The organism is Streptomyces sp. NPDC020996 (genome assembly GCF_040641355.1).
Lineage (GTDB): Bacteria > Actinomycetota > Actinomycetes > Streptomycetales > Streptomycetaceae > Streptomyces.
This window is the reverse complement of the sequence record NZ_JBFADM010000027.1, coordinates 33,104-50,455: the sequence shown is the minus strand read 5'-3', so window position 1 is coordinate 50,455 and position 17,352 is coordinate 33,104. Positions and strand designations below refer to the sequence as shown.

The window sequence follows — 17,352 nt, the reverse complement described above, 5'->3', positions numbered from 1 at the left end:
TGCACAAAACCCCCAGGTGAAGAAGGATCGGGAGAATCCGAGAGCAAGGCGGTGGGACACGGAAGATGCCAATACTTCGGCGCAGAGAACTCGGTGGTGGCACGGGCGGCAACCCGCGTGATAGGTGACGGCGGTGACGAAGGAGGGACGGGGTGGGCGCCTATAGCCGCCCACCCAGTGCTGGCGTAGTGACCGGATCAGTCCCCGACGGTGTTGGCGATCTGGTCCTGGCTGGCCATCGCGCCGGCCCAGACCCGGATGTCGGTGATGGATCCGGGCAGGTAGTGGCCCCAGGCGGAATTCGCGAAGCCCTTGCCGACTGCGAAGTCGCCGGATCCGACGACGGCCGTGTAAGCGGTGTCGTCACCGTTCTGGTTGAGCCCGAGATAGAGGCTTATCGTGCCGGACTGAGCGTCGTACACGCCGGTCATACGCACCGGGCTGCCCAGAGTGGCAGCGTCGTCGGAGGTGACGCCGGTGAAAGTGCCGTCCGCGTTGAGGCGTCCGAAGTGCCACACGCCGACGGGGACCGTCGTTTCCGTCTCCGGATCGTCCTCGGTGCCTTTCAGCTCGTACCAGAAGCCCCAGGCGGACCCGTCGGCGCTACGCTGCCCGATCACCTGGGCGGTGTAGCCCACGCCCTTGGCTGCCAGCGCGTCACTGTTCAGCTGTACGGAAGTGGTTGCGGTGAACGAGCCGGCCTCGTCCACCAGTGGCCCGGAAGCCGTCGCCGCATCGTCCGTTCCGTCGAGCACGATCCCCTCGCCGTCGAGGGAGGCACCGCCGGAGAGGGTGAGCGAGCGACCGTAGCCGGAGTCGGTGTCCGCGAGGGTGGTGCCGCTGGCGTCGGCCGGGTTCCAGGAGGCGACCAGCTCGGCTCCCGCATAGCCGTTGGAGTTCTTCAACCGTGCATCTTCGGCGATCAGGTCGTCGCTGAGCTTGACTTGCCAGGCGCGGACCTCGTCGATCTGGCCGCCGAAGTAGTCAGTGGGAGACCCGGCTGTGTAGAGACTCCGGCCGATGACGAATTTGCCCTCGGCTGCCATGGGCTGTCCGCTGTCCAAGGCGACTGGGGTGCCTTGGGGCTTGCCGTTGACGTACAGCTGGATGGTGTTGGCCTCCGAGTCGTAGACACCGGCCAGGTGGGTCCATACACCGAACGGGATGGAGGTCTGGCCAGCGTAGGAACGGATGATGTGCGAGGTTCCGGCGGAGTCACGCCAGTGCCAGTTGAAGATCCAGGCCTTGTAGGCAGTGGAGTAGTAGAGCGAGAACCCCGACGCGGTGGCATCGTTGCTCACCTGTGACAGCACGGCATAGTTGTGTGCCGGGGCCGAGGCGATACGAGCCCAGGCCGACACCGTGTAGGAGGCCCGGGTCTCCAGCACCGTGCCGGAGGTCGCTGCGTAGCCGGCGTAGCCGTCGAGGGCCAGGCCGGTGTCGGTCACCGGGGCGTCGAGGTCGTTACCGCTGGGGTCCTTGGTGATGACGCCGCGTCGGCCGTGTCCGTCACGGGAGGCGCCCGTGACGGAGAGGGTCGCGTTGTCCTGGTCGGCCGTCACTGTTGTAGAGGTGTCGATCGCGGGGCCGCTGGTCTCGTCGAAGTGCCACTGCCCGACCGGGCCCGGACCCTCGGCGACCACGAAGTCGATTGCGTTCTGGGCACCCCAGCGGATGGTGTCCTTGGCGCGTACGTAGATGGTGTACGTGCCCGCTGTGGTCGGCGTGATGTCCTTGGTCACCGTCGCGCCGGGGATCGCGGAGGACCAGGCACTCACGGTGGAGAGCTTGTACTGGTAGGCGGTGTTGGTGTCCCCGGAGTGGGGGGTGAAGGTGAAGGTCGCCTTTACGCCGGGGCCACCGCCCGGTTCGCAGGCGTTGGCCGTGCACTGGGAGTACGGGCCGGCCACCGTGATGCCGGGAGCCTTCGGGCGGGTCGAGTCGACCTTGAAGTAGCACCAACCAGTCGTGGAGGCGTTGGACACCGAGGAGAGATGGCTGGCATAGCCGTTGTAGTACGAACGGGTCCAGGACCGGTAGCGGTACAGAGTGCCCTCGGTCAGCGTCGGTGTGGTCGCGTTCAGCTTAGTGTTGTCGGTGGCGTGGCCGCTGGTGGGACGTTCCATCTCGTCGACGGCCTGGGACCAGGAATCGCTGCTGGCGGTGTACTTGTCGACGTCGAAGGCCGCGCGCAGCAGGGCGTCCTCCTCGCCGCCCTTGGCGGTCTGCACGGTCGCGGTCAGCTGCGGGGTCGGGTCCGAGACGATCAATGGGTCGCTCTGGTCGGTCTCGCACTGGGTGCCGTCGCCAGTGACCAGTCCGATCGTGGTGGGCTTGGCAGGGATGCCGACGAAGTCCACGTCCAGGGTTGCGTCGTCGTCGAAACGTTTCCAGCCGTTGGGGTCCGACTCGTCGTGTGCCTTCAGCATCAGGGTGAGACGAGAGATGTCACCGGCCGCGAACTTCTTGACGGTCGAGGTGAGGTTCTCGTTGGTCTCGTCGGGGTTGTCGTTGAACTCGATCGCCGCGTCCGGCTGGCTCGGATCGCAGGCGGAGCCCCGGCCGGCCGAGACGTATCGGTCGACCATCAGGTCCCAGTTCTTCGTCGGACCTGGCCAGTTCGTGGATGACGAGATGTTTCCGGTGCGTACCAGATCCACCCAGGAGGCTTCGCAGGACATCGAGAACCGCTCGGTGACCCGGAAGGTGGCGTCCAGCACCTGCTTGCCCGCCAGCTTGCTCGGCGAGAACTCGAAGTACATTCGGTTCTTGTAGCCAGAACCGCAGTAGTAGGCATAGCTGCCGGTCACGTATGTGCCGCAGTAGCCCACGCCCTTGCCGTCGTCGCCGCCGGAGAAGTTGTAGAACTTGTCCCCGTCGGACGACAGCAGCGTGCGCTCTGACTCACTCAGGGACACATCCGGGTCGATGTACAGGGGGTAGACCGTGTCCTCGCCGGTCAGCAGCTTCGCATCCGGTACCACCGTCACCGAATCCGCGTCCGTCGACAACGGCAGCATCACTGAGGCGTCACCGTCGCTCGGGCCTGCCGCAGGGTCCGCAGAAGCCTCGCCGGAGCCGTCCTGGGCTGATGCGGACGCATCTTCCGTGGAGGTCTGGTCGAATGAAGCCTGCGACACGGTCGCCGACGGGGCGGCCGCATCACCTGCGGAGTCCCACATCTGCGCAACCGGGGCCCGGAAGACGGTGTTGCCGTTGGCGTCCAGCGCAGACAGACCACCACCTCCGTCCCGTACGGTGAGGCCATTGGCGCGCATGGAGAAGTCGAGCTTCTGCAACTCTGGGTTGGCAGCAGCGTCCGCGCTCTTGACCACCAGCACCTGCCGGACACCCTCGACGGTGGCTGTTATCCGCAAGTCCACACCGGGCAGCACGTCCGTGTACAGTGCGGATGCACCGTCCAGCGTCGGCTCCGGAAGCTTCCAGGGCCAGCCCAGGGACAGCGACGTCCCACTCTCGGTCAGTGTCACCAGACTGGTGCCTTCGCCGCCGCCTGACAGCGAGATGCCCAACACTGCGGCCTTCGGCCCGATCGAACCGTCCGCTCGTCGCTCCAGCGTCGCGTCCGGTGCCGCCCACGAACCGTCAGCAAGCTTCGCCCGCACGGGAACTGCCGACTGCACCAGCTTGAAGGTCAGTCCGTCAGGGTTTGCGTAGGTAGTCGAGTACTCAGTGCGCTGGCCCACCACCTCGACCCGTTCGCCAGACTCGGCCGCCTGTGCCGAAGCGGCCTGCGCCTCGGACATCGCATCCGCCTGAGCTGCAGGTCCCCCCCAATCACTGGCAGTCCCGCCAGTAACGCCACCACCACCGCACCTGAGAGGAACCGTTTCCTACTCCGTCTGCCGTGTCCGGTGCACTTGTTGTGTCCCCCACGTGCGCGGACATGACGGCGCGACGCACTCCACCCCATAGCCCCCACCCCATCTATATATGATCTTTACAAGTTGAAGATCTAAGTCACGACGTCGCGGCAAGTCAACGCCTTCAGGTGGTTTAGATTGACAGGGGCAGGTCATGGCCTGAACTGGATCAATCCGCATGCTCACAGGAAATTGACAGCGATTCAGCGCGCCTTCGGTGCGTGCCCGGGGCGTGGTGGATGCCGTGGCGCGCCGTGAGATTGCTTCTGTATGCCTCTGGCGTGGCCAGGGGATGGCCGGGATGCTGTGGGAGGTGTTCCGGCCGAGACCGATGCCTCTGTGATGCCGGTGAGCTCACAGGTCGGCGTGGTGCTGGGGTCTTCCAAGGGGACCGCAGAGAGTCGCTGTGAGAACGGGCGTCAGAATTCCTGCTTCGCCCACCCTCCCGAAACGGCGGACTGCGGCTGTGTGTGGGGGAGGGAGCAAGGCCGTGGATGTGCTGCACCAGCGCTGCGCCGGCGTTGGCACCAGCACGAAGGGCGCCACTCGTTCACCAGCGAGACCACGACCTGGGTCGAGCGGCGAGCGCTGCGCTACCGCTGCGTTACACCGGGTGGCTGCCGAGGTCACGCCGGTGGTGATCGAGACAGTCCCTCGGACTGCTGAGAGCCGCTTTGCTGCATGCTGGCCGACGACTTGAACTCAGAGGTCTGCGCTGCCTGTGCTCATCCGCGCGATACGGCGGTGTCCCGCTGGTCACGGGCCGCCTCACCGGAGTCCGATGGCCTCGGGCTCGAGGTGTGGCGGCGGCCCGGCCGGCAGTCGGTCGGTGACCAGGCGCAGTGCCCAGGGGGTCTCGGGTGCGGGCGTCGTCATGCGGTGCCCCTTCTGTGTGGTGTCTCTCTGATTCGTATCACTCTGTGTCTTCATGCGTGCGTACCGTGTGGAGGCGGACGGCTCGTACGGCGGGTGGCTGTACGCGAGGTGTCCGGATTCCGTCCGGGCTGTCCGGGGTGACCGGGCGCCGGCGGCAGAGGTTGGTCCGGGGAGGGCGCGCGACGGAGGGAGACGGACATGAGCGGATGGGAAGCGGGGCCGGAGGACGAAGAGGCCGGGGCCGTGATGCGGACGGTGGTTCGGCAGTTGAAGCTGTGGCGCGAGGCGGCTGGCCTCACCCAGGCGGAGTTCGGGGCGGCCATCGGGTACGGGGAGGAGCTGGTGTCCTCCGTGGAGCGAGGGCGGCGGATTCCCCGGCCTGAATATCTGGACGCGGCGGACGAGGTGCTGGGCGCGGGCGGGAAGATCGCGGCGATGAAGGGGGACGTGGCGGAGGCCCGGTACCCGAAGAAGGTGCGGGACCTGAAGAAGCTGGAGGCGGAGGCTGTTGAGCTGTGCGCCTACAACAACTCTGTCATCCATGGGCTGTTGCAGACCGAGGACTACGCACGGGCCGTGTTCAACGCACATCGACCAACGCTCACCGAGGACGAGGTCGAGCAGCAGGTCGCGGCACGCTTGGCACGACAGGGGATCCTTGATCTCATGACCGGGCGGCGCGTGTTCAGCTTCGTTCAGTGCGAGTCGACGCTTCGTAGGCCCATGGGAGGCAGAATGGTGATGCGCCAGCAGCTCGAACGCCTGCTCACCGTGGCCCAGTTGCGCAACGTGGACCTCCAGGTCCTTCCCCTGGACCGCGAGGTGAACTCCGGAACCGGCGGTTCGTTCCGGCTGCTCAAGCTCAAGGAAGGAACCACAGTCGCGTTCAGCGAGTCGCCCCTGAGCAGCCGAGTGACGGCTGACCCCAAGGAAACGACGGTCCTCGACATCCGCTACGGAGCTCTGCGCGCCCAGGCTCTCAGCCCACAGGATTCCTTGCCACTGATCGAGAAAGCACTGGGAGAGACAAGGACATGACGCTCAAGGTCTCTGGAACCGGCACCGAGCCGGAATGGATAAAGAGCAGCTACAGCACGTCCGACGGCCCTGACTGCGTCGAAGCAGCGGCCGCCCCCGGTCGCATACTCGTCCGCGACTCCAAGAACCCCCACGGCCCCCGCCTCGCCCTCGCTCCCACCACCTGGGCGACCTTCCTTCCGTACGCCTCCAGACGCTGACGGAGTGAACGCACGCGGCCGGCGCCCGAAGCCACGGGTGCCGGCCGCATCTGCGTGTCAGCCGGCGACGGTGGCGGCCGGCAGCGGGCCGGCCGGCGCGCCGACGGCCGCGATCAGGCCGCCCTGCGCGACACGGACACGGCGCGGAAAACGGCCGGTCCCGTCGGCCGCGCGGCCGACGTGGCCGTGATCCAGCGGTGGGGGCGCGGGGGGCGTGCCCGGCGGCACCCGCCCCCGGGCCGGGCCGGGCCGGGCCGGGGGCCGACACCGGCAGCAGTTCGTCCACAGCTCCCGCCGCCGCCCCGGTCGGCCATGCACCGGCCGGCACCGGACCATCACGTTCACACAGAGTCCGACAAGATAATTGATTCGATTGTGTTCGGGTTCTAGGGTGAGGTCTGGCTCGGTAGTCACACCGTCACCACCCGTCGCCACCGACCCCGCCGCCAGCCGGCCGACAGCGCACGCGTCCCCGTTCGAGACCCCCCACCCCACTGAACCCTGACGCACCCTCAAGCCCGTGTCGTACACGGTCGTCCCGAGGAAGGCCACGGTCATGCCGCACCCGCACGCGCACCCCCACCCGCACGCGTCCCAGCCCGACCGTCCCCGGCGCGCGGTGGTCAGCCGCCGTCGGCTCCTGGAGTCCTCCGCCGCCGTGCTCGGCGCGCTCGCCCTGTCCCGGCCGTCGGTCGCCGCACACGCGGCCGGCGACGCGGCGGCCGACGGCCCGCCCGAGTGGAACGGGCACGTCGGCCTGTTCGAGGTCGGTACCGAGCCCCCGCACGCCACGCTGATGCCCTACGCGGACCTGGAGCAGGCGCTGGCCGCCGACCGCACCCGTTCGCCGTACCGGATGAGCCTCGACGGGACCTGGCGGTTCGCCCATGCCGACCGCCCCGACGACCGCGACCCCGACTTCCACCGCACCGACCTCGACGACAGCGACTGGGACACCGTCCCCGTGCCCTCCCCGTGGCAGTTGCACGGCCACGACCGCCCGATCTACCTCAACATCACCTACCCGTGGTGGGGCCCCAACGGCCTCGGCGAGGAGGCGCGGCCGCCGGCCGCGCCGACCCGCTTCAACCCCGTGGGCCAGTACCGGCGCACCTTCACGCTGCCCCGCCACTGGGCCGGACGCCGCACGTTCCTGCACTTCGAGGGCGTCAAGTCGGCCCACTACGTGTGGATCAACGGCCGACTGGCCGGCTACCACGAGGACTCCTACACACCCGCCGAGTACGACATCACCGCGCACCTCAAGCCCGGCGTCAACCAGATCGCGGTGGAGGTCTACCGCTTCTCCGACGGCGACTGGATGGAGGACCAGGACATGATCCGGCTGAGCGGCATCTTCCGCTCGGTCTACCTCTACTCCACGCCCGGCGTGCACCTGCGCGACTTCAAGCTGGAGACCCCGCTCGGCGACGGCCACACCACCGCGCGGCTGTCGGTCACCGCGAGCGTGCGCGACTACGCGGGCGACGGCCGGGGCCGGTACACCGTCGAGACCCAGCTCTACGACGCCGGCGGGCACCCCGTCTGGCCCCGCCCGCTCCAGCAGACGGCGGACCTCGACGCCGGCGCCGAGACGACCGTACAGGCGGCGAGAGCCGTACCCGAGCCGAGGCTGTGGTCGGCCGAGGACCCGTACCTCTACACCGCGGTGCTGCGCCTGCGCGACCCGTCCGGGAAGGTCACCGAGACCCTCTCGCACCGCGTCGGCATCCGGGAGTTCGCGCTCGTGGACGGCCTGATGCGGATCAACGGCAGGCCGGTCTCGCTCCGCGGCACCAACCGGCACGAGATGCACCCCGTCCGCGGCACCGCCCTCACCCGCGCGGACATGGTCCGCGACATCGAGATCGTCAAACGCCTGAACATCAACTCCGTGCGCACCTCGCACTATCCGAACAACCCGCAGTGGCTCGAACTCGCCGACGAGTACGGCCTCTACCTCGTCGACGAGACCAACCTCGAGACCCACGGCATCCGCGGCGAGTACCCCGGCGACCACCCCGAGTGGACCGCCGCCTGCGTGGCCCGCGCAAAGAACATGGTCCACCGCGACAAGAACCACGCCTCGGTCGTCATCTGGTCCCTCGGCAACGAGGCGGGCGGCGGCAGCACCTTCGTCGCCATGCACGACTGGATCCGCTCCTGTGACCCCACCCGCGTCATCCAGTACGAGGGCGACGACAGCCCGGCGATCAGCGACATCCGCTCGAAGATGTACGAGAGCCCGGCAGCCGTCGAGGCACGCGCCCGGGACACCGCCGACACCCGGCCCTACGTGATGATCGAGTACTCGCACGCCATGGGGAACTCCAACGGCAACTTCAAGGAGTACTGGGACGTCGTCCGCCGCCACGACGTGCTGCAGGGCGGCTGGATCTGGGACTTCGTCGACCAGTCCCTGAGCCGGCCGGCCCCGCGGCGCAGGTTCCTCACCGAGACCGGACCGGGCGGTCTGCGCGGCGAACTGATGAACCCCAGCGGCGACTTCGACCGCGACAAGGGCGTGCGCGGGGCCACCGTCTTCGCCCGCGACCCCGGCCTCGACCTCACCGGCTCCCTGACGCTGGAGGCCTGGATCACCCCGCACCTGACGGGCTATCACCAACCCCTCCTCGCCAAGGGCGACACCCAGTACGCCCTGAAGCAGACCGACGGCAGACTCGAGTTCTTCATCTACGGCGGCGGCCAGTGGATCAGCACCAGCTGGACCCTGCCCGCGAGCGGCTGGACCGGCACCGAACACCACGTCGCGGGCGTCTTCGACGCGACGGCGGGCGCGCTCACCCTGTACGTCGACGGCGTGGCCAGGGCCACCCGCGCCACCACCCGGCGGCCGGACAACGGCACCGCGCCCCTCGCCATCGCCGGCGATGCCGACAACCCCACCCGCGAGTTCAGCGGCACCGTCCGCCGGGCCGTCGTCCACGCCCGCGCCCTCACCGCCGCCGAACTGGCCGACGACGACCGCGGTCCCGGCGACGACGGGGTGCGCTTCTGGTTCGACGCGGCCACGGCCGGCCTCACCGAGCAACGCCCCACCGAGGACACGTACTTCTCCTACGGCGGCGACTGGGGCGACAACCCCAACGACGGCAACTTCTGCGCGAACGGCATCGTCACCGCCGACCGCGGCCACACCGGCAAGGCCGCCGAGGTCAAACGGGTCTACCAGGCCGTCCAGGTGTCCCCGGCCGCCGGCGGCGCTCCCGGAGCGGTGACCCTCACCAACGAGTACCTGTTCACCAACCTCCGGGAATTCGAATGCTGTTGGGAACTCGTCGCGGACGGCCGGACCGTCCAGAGCGGGAGGCTCAGCCGCGCCCAGCTCGACGTGGAGCCGCTGGCCGGCCGCGACGTCACGGTGCCCGTACGGCTGCCGCGTAACCCGGCGCCGGGCACCGAGTACTTCCTGGAGCTGTCGTTCACCACCAAGGAGCCCACCAAGTGGGCGCGGGCCGGCTTCGAGGTGGCCCGGCAGCAGCTCGCCCTCGACGCGGGCAGCCCCGACGTGGTGCCGGTGCCACTGGAGAGCGTCCCGGCGCTGCGGTACGACGACCGCGACGGCACCGTCACCGTCACCGGCGACGGCTTCTCCGTCACCGTCGACAAGCGCAGCGGGCTCATCACCTCCTACGAGGCCCACGGCGCCCGGCTGATCGACTCCGGCCCGGTGCCCAACTTCTGGCGGGCCCCCACCGACAACGACCGCGGCAACGGCCAGCACGTCCGCAACCAGACCTGGCGCGACGCCGGCGCCCGCCGCACGGTGACGGACGTGACCGTGCGCGCCCTGCGCGACCGCGCCGTCGAGATCAAGGTCACCGGCACGCTGCCGACGACCGTCGAGTCGGCGTACACCACGGCGTACACCGTCTTCGGCAACGGCGAGATCAGGGTCGACAACACCCTCCACCCCGGTGCCGCGAGCCTGCCCTACATCCCCGAGGTCGGCTCCCTGCTGTTCCTGCCCGGCCGGCTGGAGCACCTGCACTACTACGGGCGCGGTCCCGAGGAGAACCACTGGGACCGCAACACCGGCACCGACGTCGGCCTGTACTCCGGGACCGTCTCCGGCCAGTGGACGCCCTACATCCGCCCGCAGGAGAACGGCAACAAGACCGACGTGCGCTGGGCCGCCCTGACCGACGGGCGCGGCCGGGGCCTGCTGGTCTCCGCGGAACCGCTGCTGGAGGTCAACGCCTCCCACTTCACTCCGGAGGACCTGTCGGCCGGAGCCCGCCACGCCTACCAGCTCACTCCGCGCGAGCAGGTCGTCCTGCGCGTGAACCACCGGCAGATGGGCGTCGGCGGCGACAACAGCTGGGGCGCCCACACGCACGACGCGTACAAGCTCTTCGCGGACCGGGACTACGCCTACACCTACCGGCTGCGCCCGCTGATGAGCGTCCGCGCGGCGACACCGGCCTCCCGGCGGCCGACCTCCACGCGGTTCTCGGACTAGCCGGGGTTCGCGCGATCCGGGCCGGCGCAGGACAGGCGAGGTCGATGTCGGATTCCCGCCAGCTCCTGCCCGGCCCGTCCCCGATGCTGGAGACATGCAGAAGGGGATGCACACCGACACCGAGCGCTGCGTGCGCGCCGTCCGGTCCAAGGACGCGCGCTTCGACGGCTGGTTCTTCACGGCGGTGCTGACCACCCGCATCTACTGCCGTCCCAGCTGCCCGGTGGTGCCGCCCAAGCCGGAGAACATGACCTTCTACCCGAGCGCGGCCGCCTGTCAGCAGGCCGGGTTCCGCGCCTGCAAGCGCTGCCGCCCCGACACCAGCCCCGGCTCCCCGGAGTGGAACCAGCGCGCCGACCTCGTGGCCCGCGCGATGCGGCTGATCGCCGACGGCGTCGTCGACCGCGAGGGCGTGCCCGGACTGGCCGCCCGCCTCGGCTACAGCCCCCGGCAGATCGAGCGCCAGCTGCTGGCCGAGCTGGGCGCGGGCCCCCTCGCCCTGGCCCGCGCCCAGCGCGCCCGGACCGCCCGCCTGCTGATCGAGACGACGACGCTGCCCATGGCGCGGATCGCCTTCGCCGCGGGCTTCTCCTCCATCCGCACCTTCAACGACACCGTGCGCGAGGTGCATGCCCTGACCCCGAGCGAACTGCGCGCCCGGACATCGAGGAACGATGCCCGGGCATCGAGGAACGACGCCCGGGAACCGCGGCCGGACTCCCGGGCCACCCCGGGCACGCTCACCCTCCGTCTCCCGTTCCGCGCCCCCCTCAACCCCGACAACCTCTTCGGCCACCTCGCGGCCACCGCCGTACCCGGCGTCGAGGAATGGCGGGACGGCGCCTACCGCCGCACCCTCCGCCTCCCCTACGGCCACGGCATCGTCGCCCTGACCCCCCAGCCGGACCACATCGCCTGCCGGCTCACCCTCGGGGACCTGCGCGACCTGCCCGTCGCGATCAGCCGCTGCCGGCGCATGCTCGACCTCGACGCCGACCCGGTCGCCGTCGACGACCAGCTGCGCGCGGACCCGCTGCTCGCCCCGCTGGTGGACAAGGCCCCCGGCCGGCGCGTGCCGCGCACCGTCGACGAGGCGGAGTTCGCCGTGCGCGCCGTCCTCGGCCAGCAGGTCTCCACCGCCGCCGCCCGCACCCACGCGGCCCGCCTGGTCACCGCCCACGGCGACCGCGTCGACGACCCCGAGGGGGGCCTCACCCACCTCTTCCCCAGCCCCGAGGCGCTCGCCGCCCTCGACCCCGAGTCACTGGCGATGCCCCGCACCCGCCGCGCCACGCTCACCACCCTCGTCCGCGGCCTGGCCGACGGCACCCTCAACCTCGGGGTCGACAGCGACTGGCCCGAGGCCCGCGCCCGACTGCTCGCCCTTCCCGGCTTCGGCCCCTGGACGGTCGACGTCATCGCGATGCGCGCCCTCGGCGACCCCGACGCCTTCCTCCCCACCGACCTCGGCATCCGCCGGGCCGCCCGGGAACTGGGCCTGCCCTCCACCCCCGCGGCCCTGACCGCCCGCGCCGCGGCGTGGCGGCCGTGGCGTGCGTACGCGGTCCAGTACCTGTGGGCGACCGACAGCCACCCGATCAACTTCCTTCCCGTGTGAGGACGTCCATGAAGCACCACACCGTCACCGACAGCCCCTGCGGCCCGCTCACCCTGGTCGCCGAGGACGGGGTCCTGTGCGGCCTGTACATGACCGAGCAGCGCCACCGCCCGCCGGAGGAGACCTTCGGCCCGCGCGACGACACCCTCTTCCGCGCCGCCGAGGAACAACTGGAGGCGTATTTCGCGGGCGAGCTGAAGGAGTTCACCCTCGAACTGCGCATGCACGGCACCCCGTTCCAGCGCAGGGTCTGGGCCGGGCTGCGCGAGATCCCCTACGGCGAGACCCGCTCCTACGGCGAACTCGCCCAGGCCCTCGGCACCCCGGGCGCCGCCCGCGCGGTCGGCCTCGCCAACGGCCGCAACCCGGTCGGCATCATCGTTCCCTGCCACCGCGTCGTCGGCGCGAACGGCAGCCTGACCGGCTACGGCGGCGGCCTGGACCGCAAGCGCCGTCTGCTGGACTTCGAACGCGGAGCCGCCCTCTTCGTCCAGTGACCGACCCCGGCCAGGGCCCTACGGCGTCCGCCCGCGCGTAGGCCACGGGGTCCGCACGCGCGTAGGCCACGGCGTCCGCACGCGCGTAGGCCACGGGGTCCGCACGTGCGTAGGCCACGGGGTCCGCACGTGCGTAGGCCACGGGGTCCGCACGTGCGTAGGCCACGGGGTCCGCACGTGCGTAAGCCCGTACCCGCTCACCGCCCCCGCGGAACCCGCCCCTCGGCGTCCTCGCCCTCCTCGGCGCCCTGGCCGGCCAGCCGCCGCAGCAGCCGGGGCAGGGCGGTGCCGATCGGCTCGCGCACCACCTCGTCGGCGAGTTCGTCGTACGGTGTCGGCTCGGCGTTGACGATGATCAGCCGCGCGCCGTGGTCGGCGGCGACGCCGGCGAGCCCGGCGGCGGGCTGCACCTGCAGGCTGGTGCCCACGGCGACGAACACCTGGCACGCCTTGGTGATCGCGACGGCCTCGCCGAGCACCTGCGGATCGAGCCGCTCGCCGAACATCACGGTGGCCGACTTCAGGATGCCGCCGCAGTCCCGGCAGGGCGGATCGTCCTCGCCGGCCGCGACCCGGGCGAGGGCGTCCTCCATCGACCCGCGTGCCCCGCACCGCGTGCAGACCACGCTGCGGGCGGTGCCGTGCAGCTCGAGCACCTTGCGGGCGGGCATCCCGGCGAGCTGGTGCAGCCCGTCCACGTTCTGCGTGAGCACCCGCACCGGCACCCCGGCCCGCTCCAGCTCCGCCACCGCCCGGTGCGCGGCGTTCGGCTCGGCCCGGAGGGCGCCGTTGTCGCGCCGCATCCGCCATGAGCGCCGCCGGATCTCCGGATCGGCCATGTAGTGCTCGTAGGTGACGAGCTTCTCGGCCTCCGGATCCCGCCGCCACAGCCCGTTCGGACCGCGGTAATCAGGGATCCCCGAATCGGTGGAGACACCGGCGCCGCTGAGGATGGCGACGAGGGGCTTGGTCATGGTGCCGAGGGTAGGCGGGGCCCGGCCGTCGGGCGAACGCTTATCGGCCCGCCGTACGGCGAATGCTTGTCGGCCCGCGGCAGGGCGAACGCCTACCGGTCCACCCGGTGCCCGTTCTCCAGCTCCGCCGTGCCCGACCCGGTGGCCAGGACGTCCAGGGCCGCCAGGACACGGCGGCCGAGAGCGCCCGGCAGGTGGTCGGCCAGCTCCTCGGGCCGGACCAGGCGCCAGGACAGCAGCTCCTCCTCCTGCAGCCGGATCGCCCCGAACTCGTCCTCGGCCAGCACCCCGCCGTCGTACAGGTACGCCACCAGCGGCGGACGGCCCGCGCCGTGCGCCCAGTCCACCGCGAGCAGCCGCCCCGGCTCGCGGTCGAGCCCGATCTCCTCGGCCGTCTCACGGCGCGCGCCCTGGCGCGGGGTCTCGCCGTCGTCGGACTCGACGGTGCCGCCCGGCAGGACCCAGCCGTCACGGTAGTTGGGCTCGAGGAGCAGCACCCGGCCCCCGGCGTCGCGGAAGAGGACAGCGGTGGCGGCGAGGACGCGGGGGAGTCCGGCTATGTACGTGGCGTAGTCCTGGGTGGTGGTCATGCGGGAAGGGTAGCCAGCGCCAGCCGGACGGTGCGTTCCGCCAGTTCGCTGATCGCCACCCCGTCGAAGCCGAACACCGCGCTGCGCACCGTGTCCCGCAGCGGGTCCTTCCACACCGCGGGGACCGCCTCCGCCCCGGTCAGCACACCGGCCACCGAGCCGGCGGTCGCGCCGTTGGAGTCGGTGTCCAGGCCGCCGCGGACGGTGAGGGCGACGGTGCGGGTGAAGTCCCCGTCGCCGTACAGCAGCCCGGCGGTGAGCACCGCCGCGTTCGGGACGACGTGGATCCAGTGCAGCCCCGCCGTCTCCTCCGCCACCGTGGAGAGCGTGTCCTCCCACGCCATCCGTGTGTCGTGGAGCGAGACGACGCGGCGTACGGCGCGGGCGAGGCGGCTGCCCGCCGGGATCACCGTCAGCGCGGTGTCCACGGCGTGCCGGACCGTGGGCGCGGTGAACGCCGCCGAGATCAGCGCCGCCGCCCACATCGCGCCGTACACGCCGTTGCCGGTGTGCGACAGCACCGCGTCCCGGCGGGCCAGCGCGGCGGCCCGGTGCGGCTCGCCGGGGCAGGTCCAGCCGTACACGTCGGCGCGGATGAGGGCGCCGATCCACTCCTGGTACGGGTTGTCGTACGTCGCCGTCAGCGGCGGCCTGAGCCCGTCTGCGAGGTTGCGGTAGGCGGCCCGCTCCGCGGTGAACGTCTGCAGGTAGGGCAGCCGCAGCAGCCACAGCTCGCCGACCTGCTCGGTGCTGAACGCGAAGCCGTGGGTCTCCAGCAGGTGCAGGCCGAGGACGGCGTAGTCGACGTCGTCGTCCCGGCAGCTGCCGTCGACGCGGCCGCGCACGCACTGGCGCCATTCGGGCCGCAGCGCGAGACGGTCGCTCTCGTCGGCCGGCTCCGGCAGGTAGTCGGTCAGCGGCAGGGCGTCGGCCCGCCGCAGGTAACGGTCGATCCGGTCCCGCGTCCACACCTCGCCCTGCTCGACCGGCTTGCCGAGCATGTTGCCGGCGATCCGGCCCAGCCAGCCTCCGAGGACGCGGTCGGCGAGCTCTGGCTCAGTGCCCACAGAGGTCATGGCACCGGTGTACCCGCATCCGGCGGCGCCCGCGCGCTCCGCGGCTCCCCGGCTCCCCGGCACAGGGGTCCGACAGGGTGTTCCCAGGCTCCGGACGGGGCATGACGGCGAGGGCGCCCTCCGGTTAAGGTCGCAGCGGCGCGACTGGCCTTGACGTGCCCAAGGCCCGGGGAGCAAGGGGAATTCGAGTGACACAGCGCGTGCTCATCGCCGCGGACAAGTTCAAGGGGTCGCTGACGGCCGTTCAGGTCGCCGAGCGCGTGACGGCCGGACTGCGCCGGGTCGCGCCGCGGGTGACGGTGGAGTCGCTGCCGGTGGCCGACGGCGGCGACGGAACCGTCGACGCGGCCGTCGCGGCCGGGTTCGAGCGGCGGGAGGCGCGGGTCGCGGGGCCGCTCGGTCACGAGGTGACGGCGGCGTTCGCGCTGCGCGGCGACACGGCGGTGGTGGAGATGGCGGAGGCGAGCGGGCTGCAGCGCCTGCCGGCCGGCGTCTTCGCGCCGCTGACGGCGTCCACCTACGGTTCCGGGGAACTGCTGCGGGCCGCGCTGGACGCGGGGGCACGGACGATCGTGTTCGGCGTCGGCGGGAGCGCGACCACCGACGGCGGCGCCGGGATGCTGTCCGCGCTCGGGGCGCGGTTCCTGGACGCGGAGGGGGAGCCGGTGACGCCGGGCGGCGGCGGCCTCGGCGACCTGGCGTCCGCCGACCTGTCGGGACTGGACCCGCGCCTGGCCTCCGTGGAGCTGGTGCTCGCCAGCGACGTCGACAACCCGCTGACCGGGCCGAAGGGCGCACCGGCCGTCTACGGGCCGCAGAAGGGCGCCTCGCCGGACGACGTGGAGACGCTGGACGCGGCCCTCGCGCACTACGCCAAGGTGCTGGAGGAGGCCGTCGGCGCCCGGGCCGCCGAGTACGCCGCCGCGCCGGGCGCGGGCGCGGCCGGCGGCATCGGCTTCGGCGCGCTGCTCCTCGGCGCGCGCTTCCGCCCCGGCATCGAGGTGATGCTCGACGTGCTGGGCTTCGCCCCCGCGCTGGACCGGGCCGACCTCGTGATCACCGGTGAGGGCTCCCTCGACGAGCAGACCCTGCACGGCAAGGCCCCCGCGGGGGTCGCCGCCGCCGCGCGCGCCGCCGGCAAGGAGGTGGTCGCCGTGTGCGGACGCCTCGCGCTGCCCCCGGAGGCGCTGGGCCGGGCCGGCATCCGCCGCGCCTACCCCCTGACGCAGGCCGAGCCGGACGTCGCGAAGTGCATCGCGGACGCGGGCCCGATCCTGGAACGGGTGGCGGAGGCCATCGCCCACGACTTCCTGACCTGACCCCCGCCTTCCTCCGAGGGCGGTGCCGGCTGCCCGACGCCCGCCCGGCCGGTTCGTGTCGGCCACCCCGGTGCGCCTCTCCCGCGAGGGTGGTGTCGGCTGCCTGTCGGCCTGCCGCCCGCCCGGGACCCGTCTGCCGGGCCGGTGTCGGGGCCCTGGTGCGGGCTGTCCGCGAGGGCTGTGCCAGCTGCCCGTCGGCCGCGCCTGCTCGGCGTGCGGCTGTCCCGCCGGTCTGTGCCGGCTGTTCGGCACGCGGCCGTCCGCCCGGTCCTGCGGGGTGTTCGGGTGGGAGGGAGCCGTCCGGTGCGGAGGGCTCCGGTGTGTCGGCCTCGCGTCGTGGCTGCCGGTCGGCCGTCGCCCGCTCGGCGTGCGGCTGCCCCGCAAGTTCGTGCCCGGCGGCGCTCGGCCGCTCGGCCGGTTCGTGCGGGCGGCCCCGGTGCTTGGCTGCCGCGGGGGCGGTGTCGGCTGCCCGCCGGGGTCATGTCGGCTGCACGTCGCCCGATCGCTCGCTCGGCGTGTGGCTGTCCCGTCGGCTTCTGCCGGCTGCGCGGCACGCGGCCGTCCGGCTGGTTGGTGCCGGTCGCCCCGGTGCTCGGCCGGCCGCCAGGCCGGGCCGTGTCCGGCCGGTCCTGCGGCGTGTCCCGGTGGGCGGAAGCCGTCCGGTGCGGAGGGCTCCGGTGTGTCGGCCTCGCGTCGTGGCTGCCGGTCGGCCGTCGCCCGCTCGGCGTGCGGCTGCCCCGCAAGTTCGTGCCCGGCGGCGCTCGGCCGCTCGGCCGGTTCGTGCGGGCGGCCCCGGT

General features: G+C 71.7%; 10 protein-coding genes. 6 read left to right on the top strand and 4 right to left on the bottom strand.

What is annotated here, in order from left to right; all coding sequences use genetic code 11:
* Positions 1–197: 197 nt before the first annotated feature.
* On the bottom strand, positions 198–3,767 hold the full coding sequence (locus tag AB0G63_RS19825) for a LamG domain-containing protein (RefSeq protein ID WP_360751698.1): 3,570 nt from the start codon (positions 3,765–3,767) through the stop codon (positions 198–200).
* A gap of 1,191 nt (positions 3,768–4,958) precedes the next feature.
* Here AB0G63_RS19825 and AB0G63_RS19820 point away from each other — a divergent pair.
* From AB0G63_RS19820 to AB0G63_RS19800, 5 genes are all read left to right on the top strand, one after another.
* Positions 4,959–5,798 carry a helix-turn-helix transcriptional regulator gene (locus AB0G63_RS19820; protein WP_360751695.1) on the top strand — a complete coding sequence of 280 codons (840 nt, stop codon included), beginning with the start codon at positions 4,959–4,961 and terminating at the stop codon, positions 5,796–5,798.
* The gene (locus tag AB0G63_RS19815; protein ID WP_360751692.1) at positions 5,795–5,998 is read left to right on the top strand and encodes a DUF397 domain-containing protein; all 204 of its coding nucleotides are present in this window, start codon (positions 5,795–5,797) and stop codon (positions 5,996–5,998) included. The genes AB0G63_RS19820 and AB0G63_RS19815 overlap by 4 nt, the downstream gene beginning before the upstream one ends.
* 556 nt (positions 5,999–6,554) lie before the next feature.
* The gene (locus tag AB0G63_RS19810) at positions 6,555–10,481 is read left to right on the top strand and encodes a glycoside hydrolase family 2 TIM barrel-domain containing protein (RefSeq protein WP_360751796.1); all 3,927 of its coding nucleotides are present in this window, start codon (positions 6,555–6,557) and stop codon (positions 10,479–10,481) included.
* 94 nt (positions 10,482–10,575) lie between these two features.
* Positions 10,576–12,099: an AlkA N-terminal domain-containing protein gene (locus AB0G63_RS19805; RefSeq protein WP_360751690.1), complete on the top strand. Its 1,524-nt coding sequence runs from the start codon at positions 10,576–10,578 to the stop codon at positions 12,097–12,099.
* An 8-nt stretch (positions 12,100–12,107) separates the two neighbouring features.
* Positions 12,108–12,596, top strand: a complete 489-nt coding sequence (locus AB0G63_RS19800) for a methylated-DNA--[protein]-cysteine S-methyltransferase (protein WP_360751688.1) — start codon at positions 12,108–12,110, stop codon at positions 12,594–12,596.
* 197 nt (positions 12,597–12,793) lie between these two features.
* Here AB0G63_RS19800 and AB0G63_RS19795 read toward each other — a convergent pair whose 3' ends face one another.
* The 3 genes from AB0G63_RS19795 to AB0G63_RS19785 all read right to left on the bottom strand — a co-directional run bounded on the left by AB0G63_RS19795 (position 12,794) and on the right by AB0G63_RS19785 (position 15,236).
* Positions 12,794–13,570 carry a Sir2 family NAD-dependent protein deacetylase gene (locus tag AB0G63_RS19795; protein WP_360751685.1) on the bottom strand — a complete coding sequence of 259 codons (777 nt, stop codon included), beginning with the start codon at positions 13,568–13,570 and terminating at the stop codon, positions 12,794–12,796.
* 92 nt (positions 13,571–13,662) lie between these two features.
* Positions 13,663–14,160 carry an NUDIX hydrolase gene (locus AB0G63_RS19790; RefSeq protein ID WP_360751682.1) on the bottom strand — a complete coding sequence of 166 codons (498 nt, stop codon included), beginning with the start codon at positions 14,158–14,160 and terminating at the stop codon, positions 13,663–13,665.
* A complete protein-coding gene (locus AB0G63_RS19785) occupies positions 14,157–15,236 on the bottom strand; it encodes an ADP-ribosylglycohydrolase family protein (protein WP_360751680.1) in 1,080 nt (359 codons plus the stop codon). The genes AB0G63_RS19790 and AB0G63_RS19785 overlap by 4 nt, the downstream gene beginning before the upstream one ends.
* A gap of 182 nt (positions 15,237–15,418) precedes the next feature.
* Between AB0G63_RS19785 and AB0G63_RS19780 the strand changes: the two genes are divergently transcribed.
* Complete coding sequence (locus AB0G63_RS19780; protein ID WP_360751794.1) at positions 15,419–16,555, top strand: glycerate kinase; 1,137 nt, start codon at positions 15,419–15,421, stop codon at positions 16,553–16,555.
* Positions 16,556–17,352: the final 797 nt, after the last annotated feature.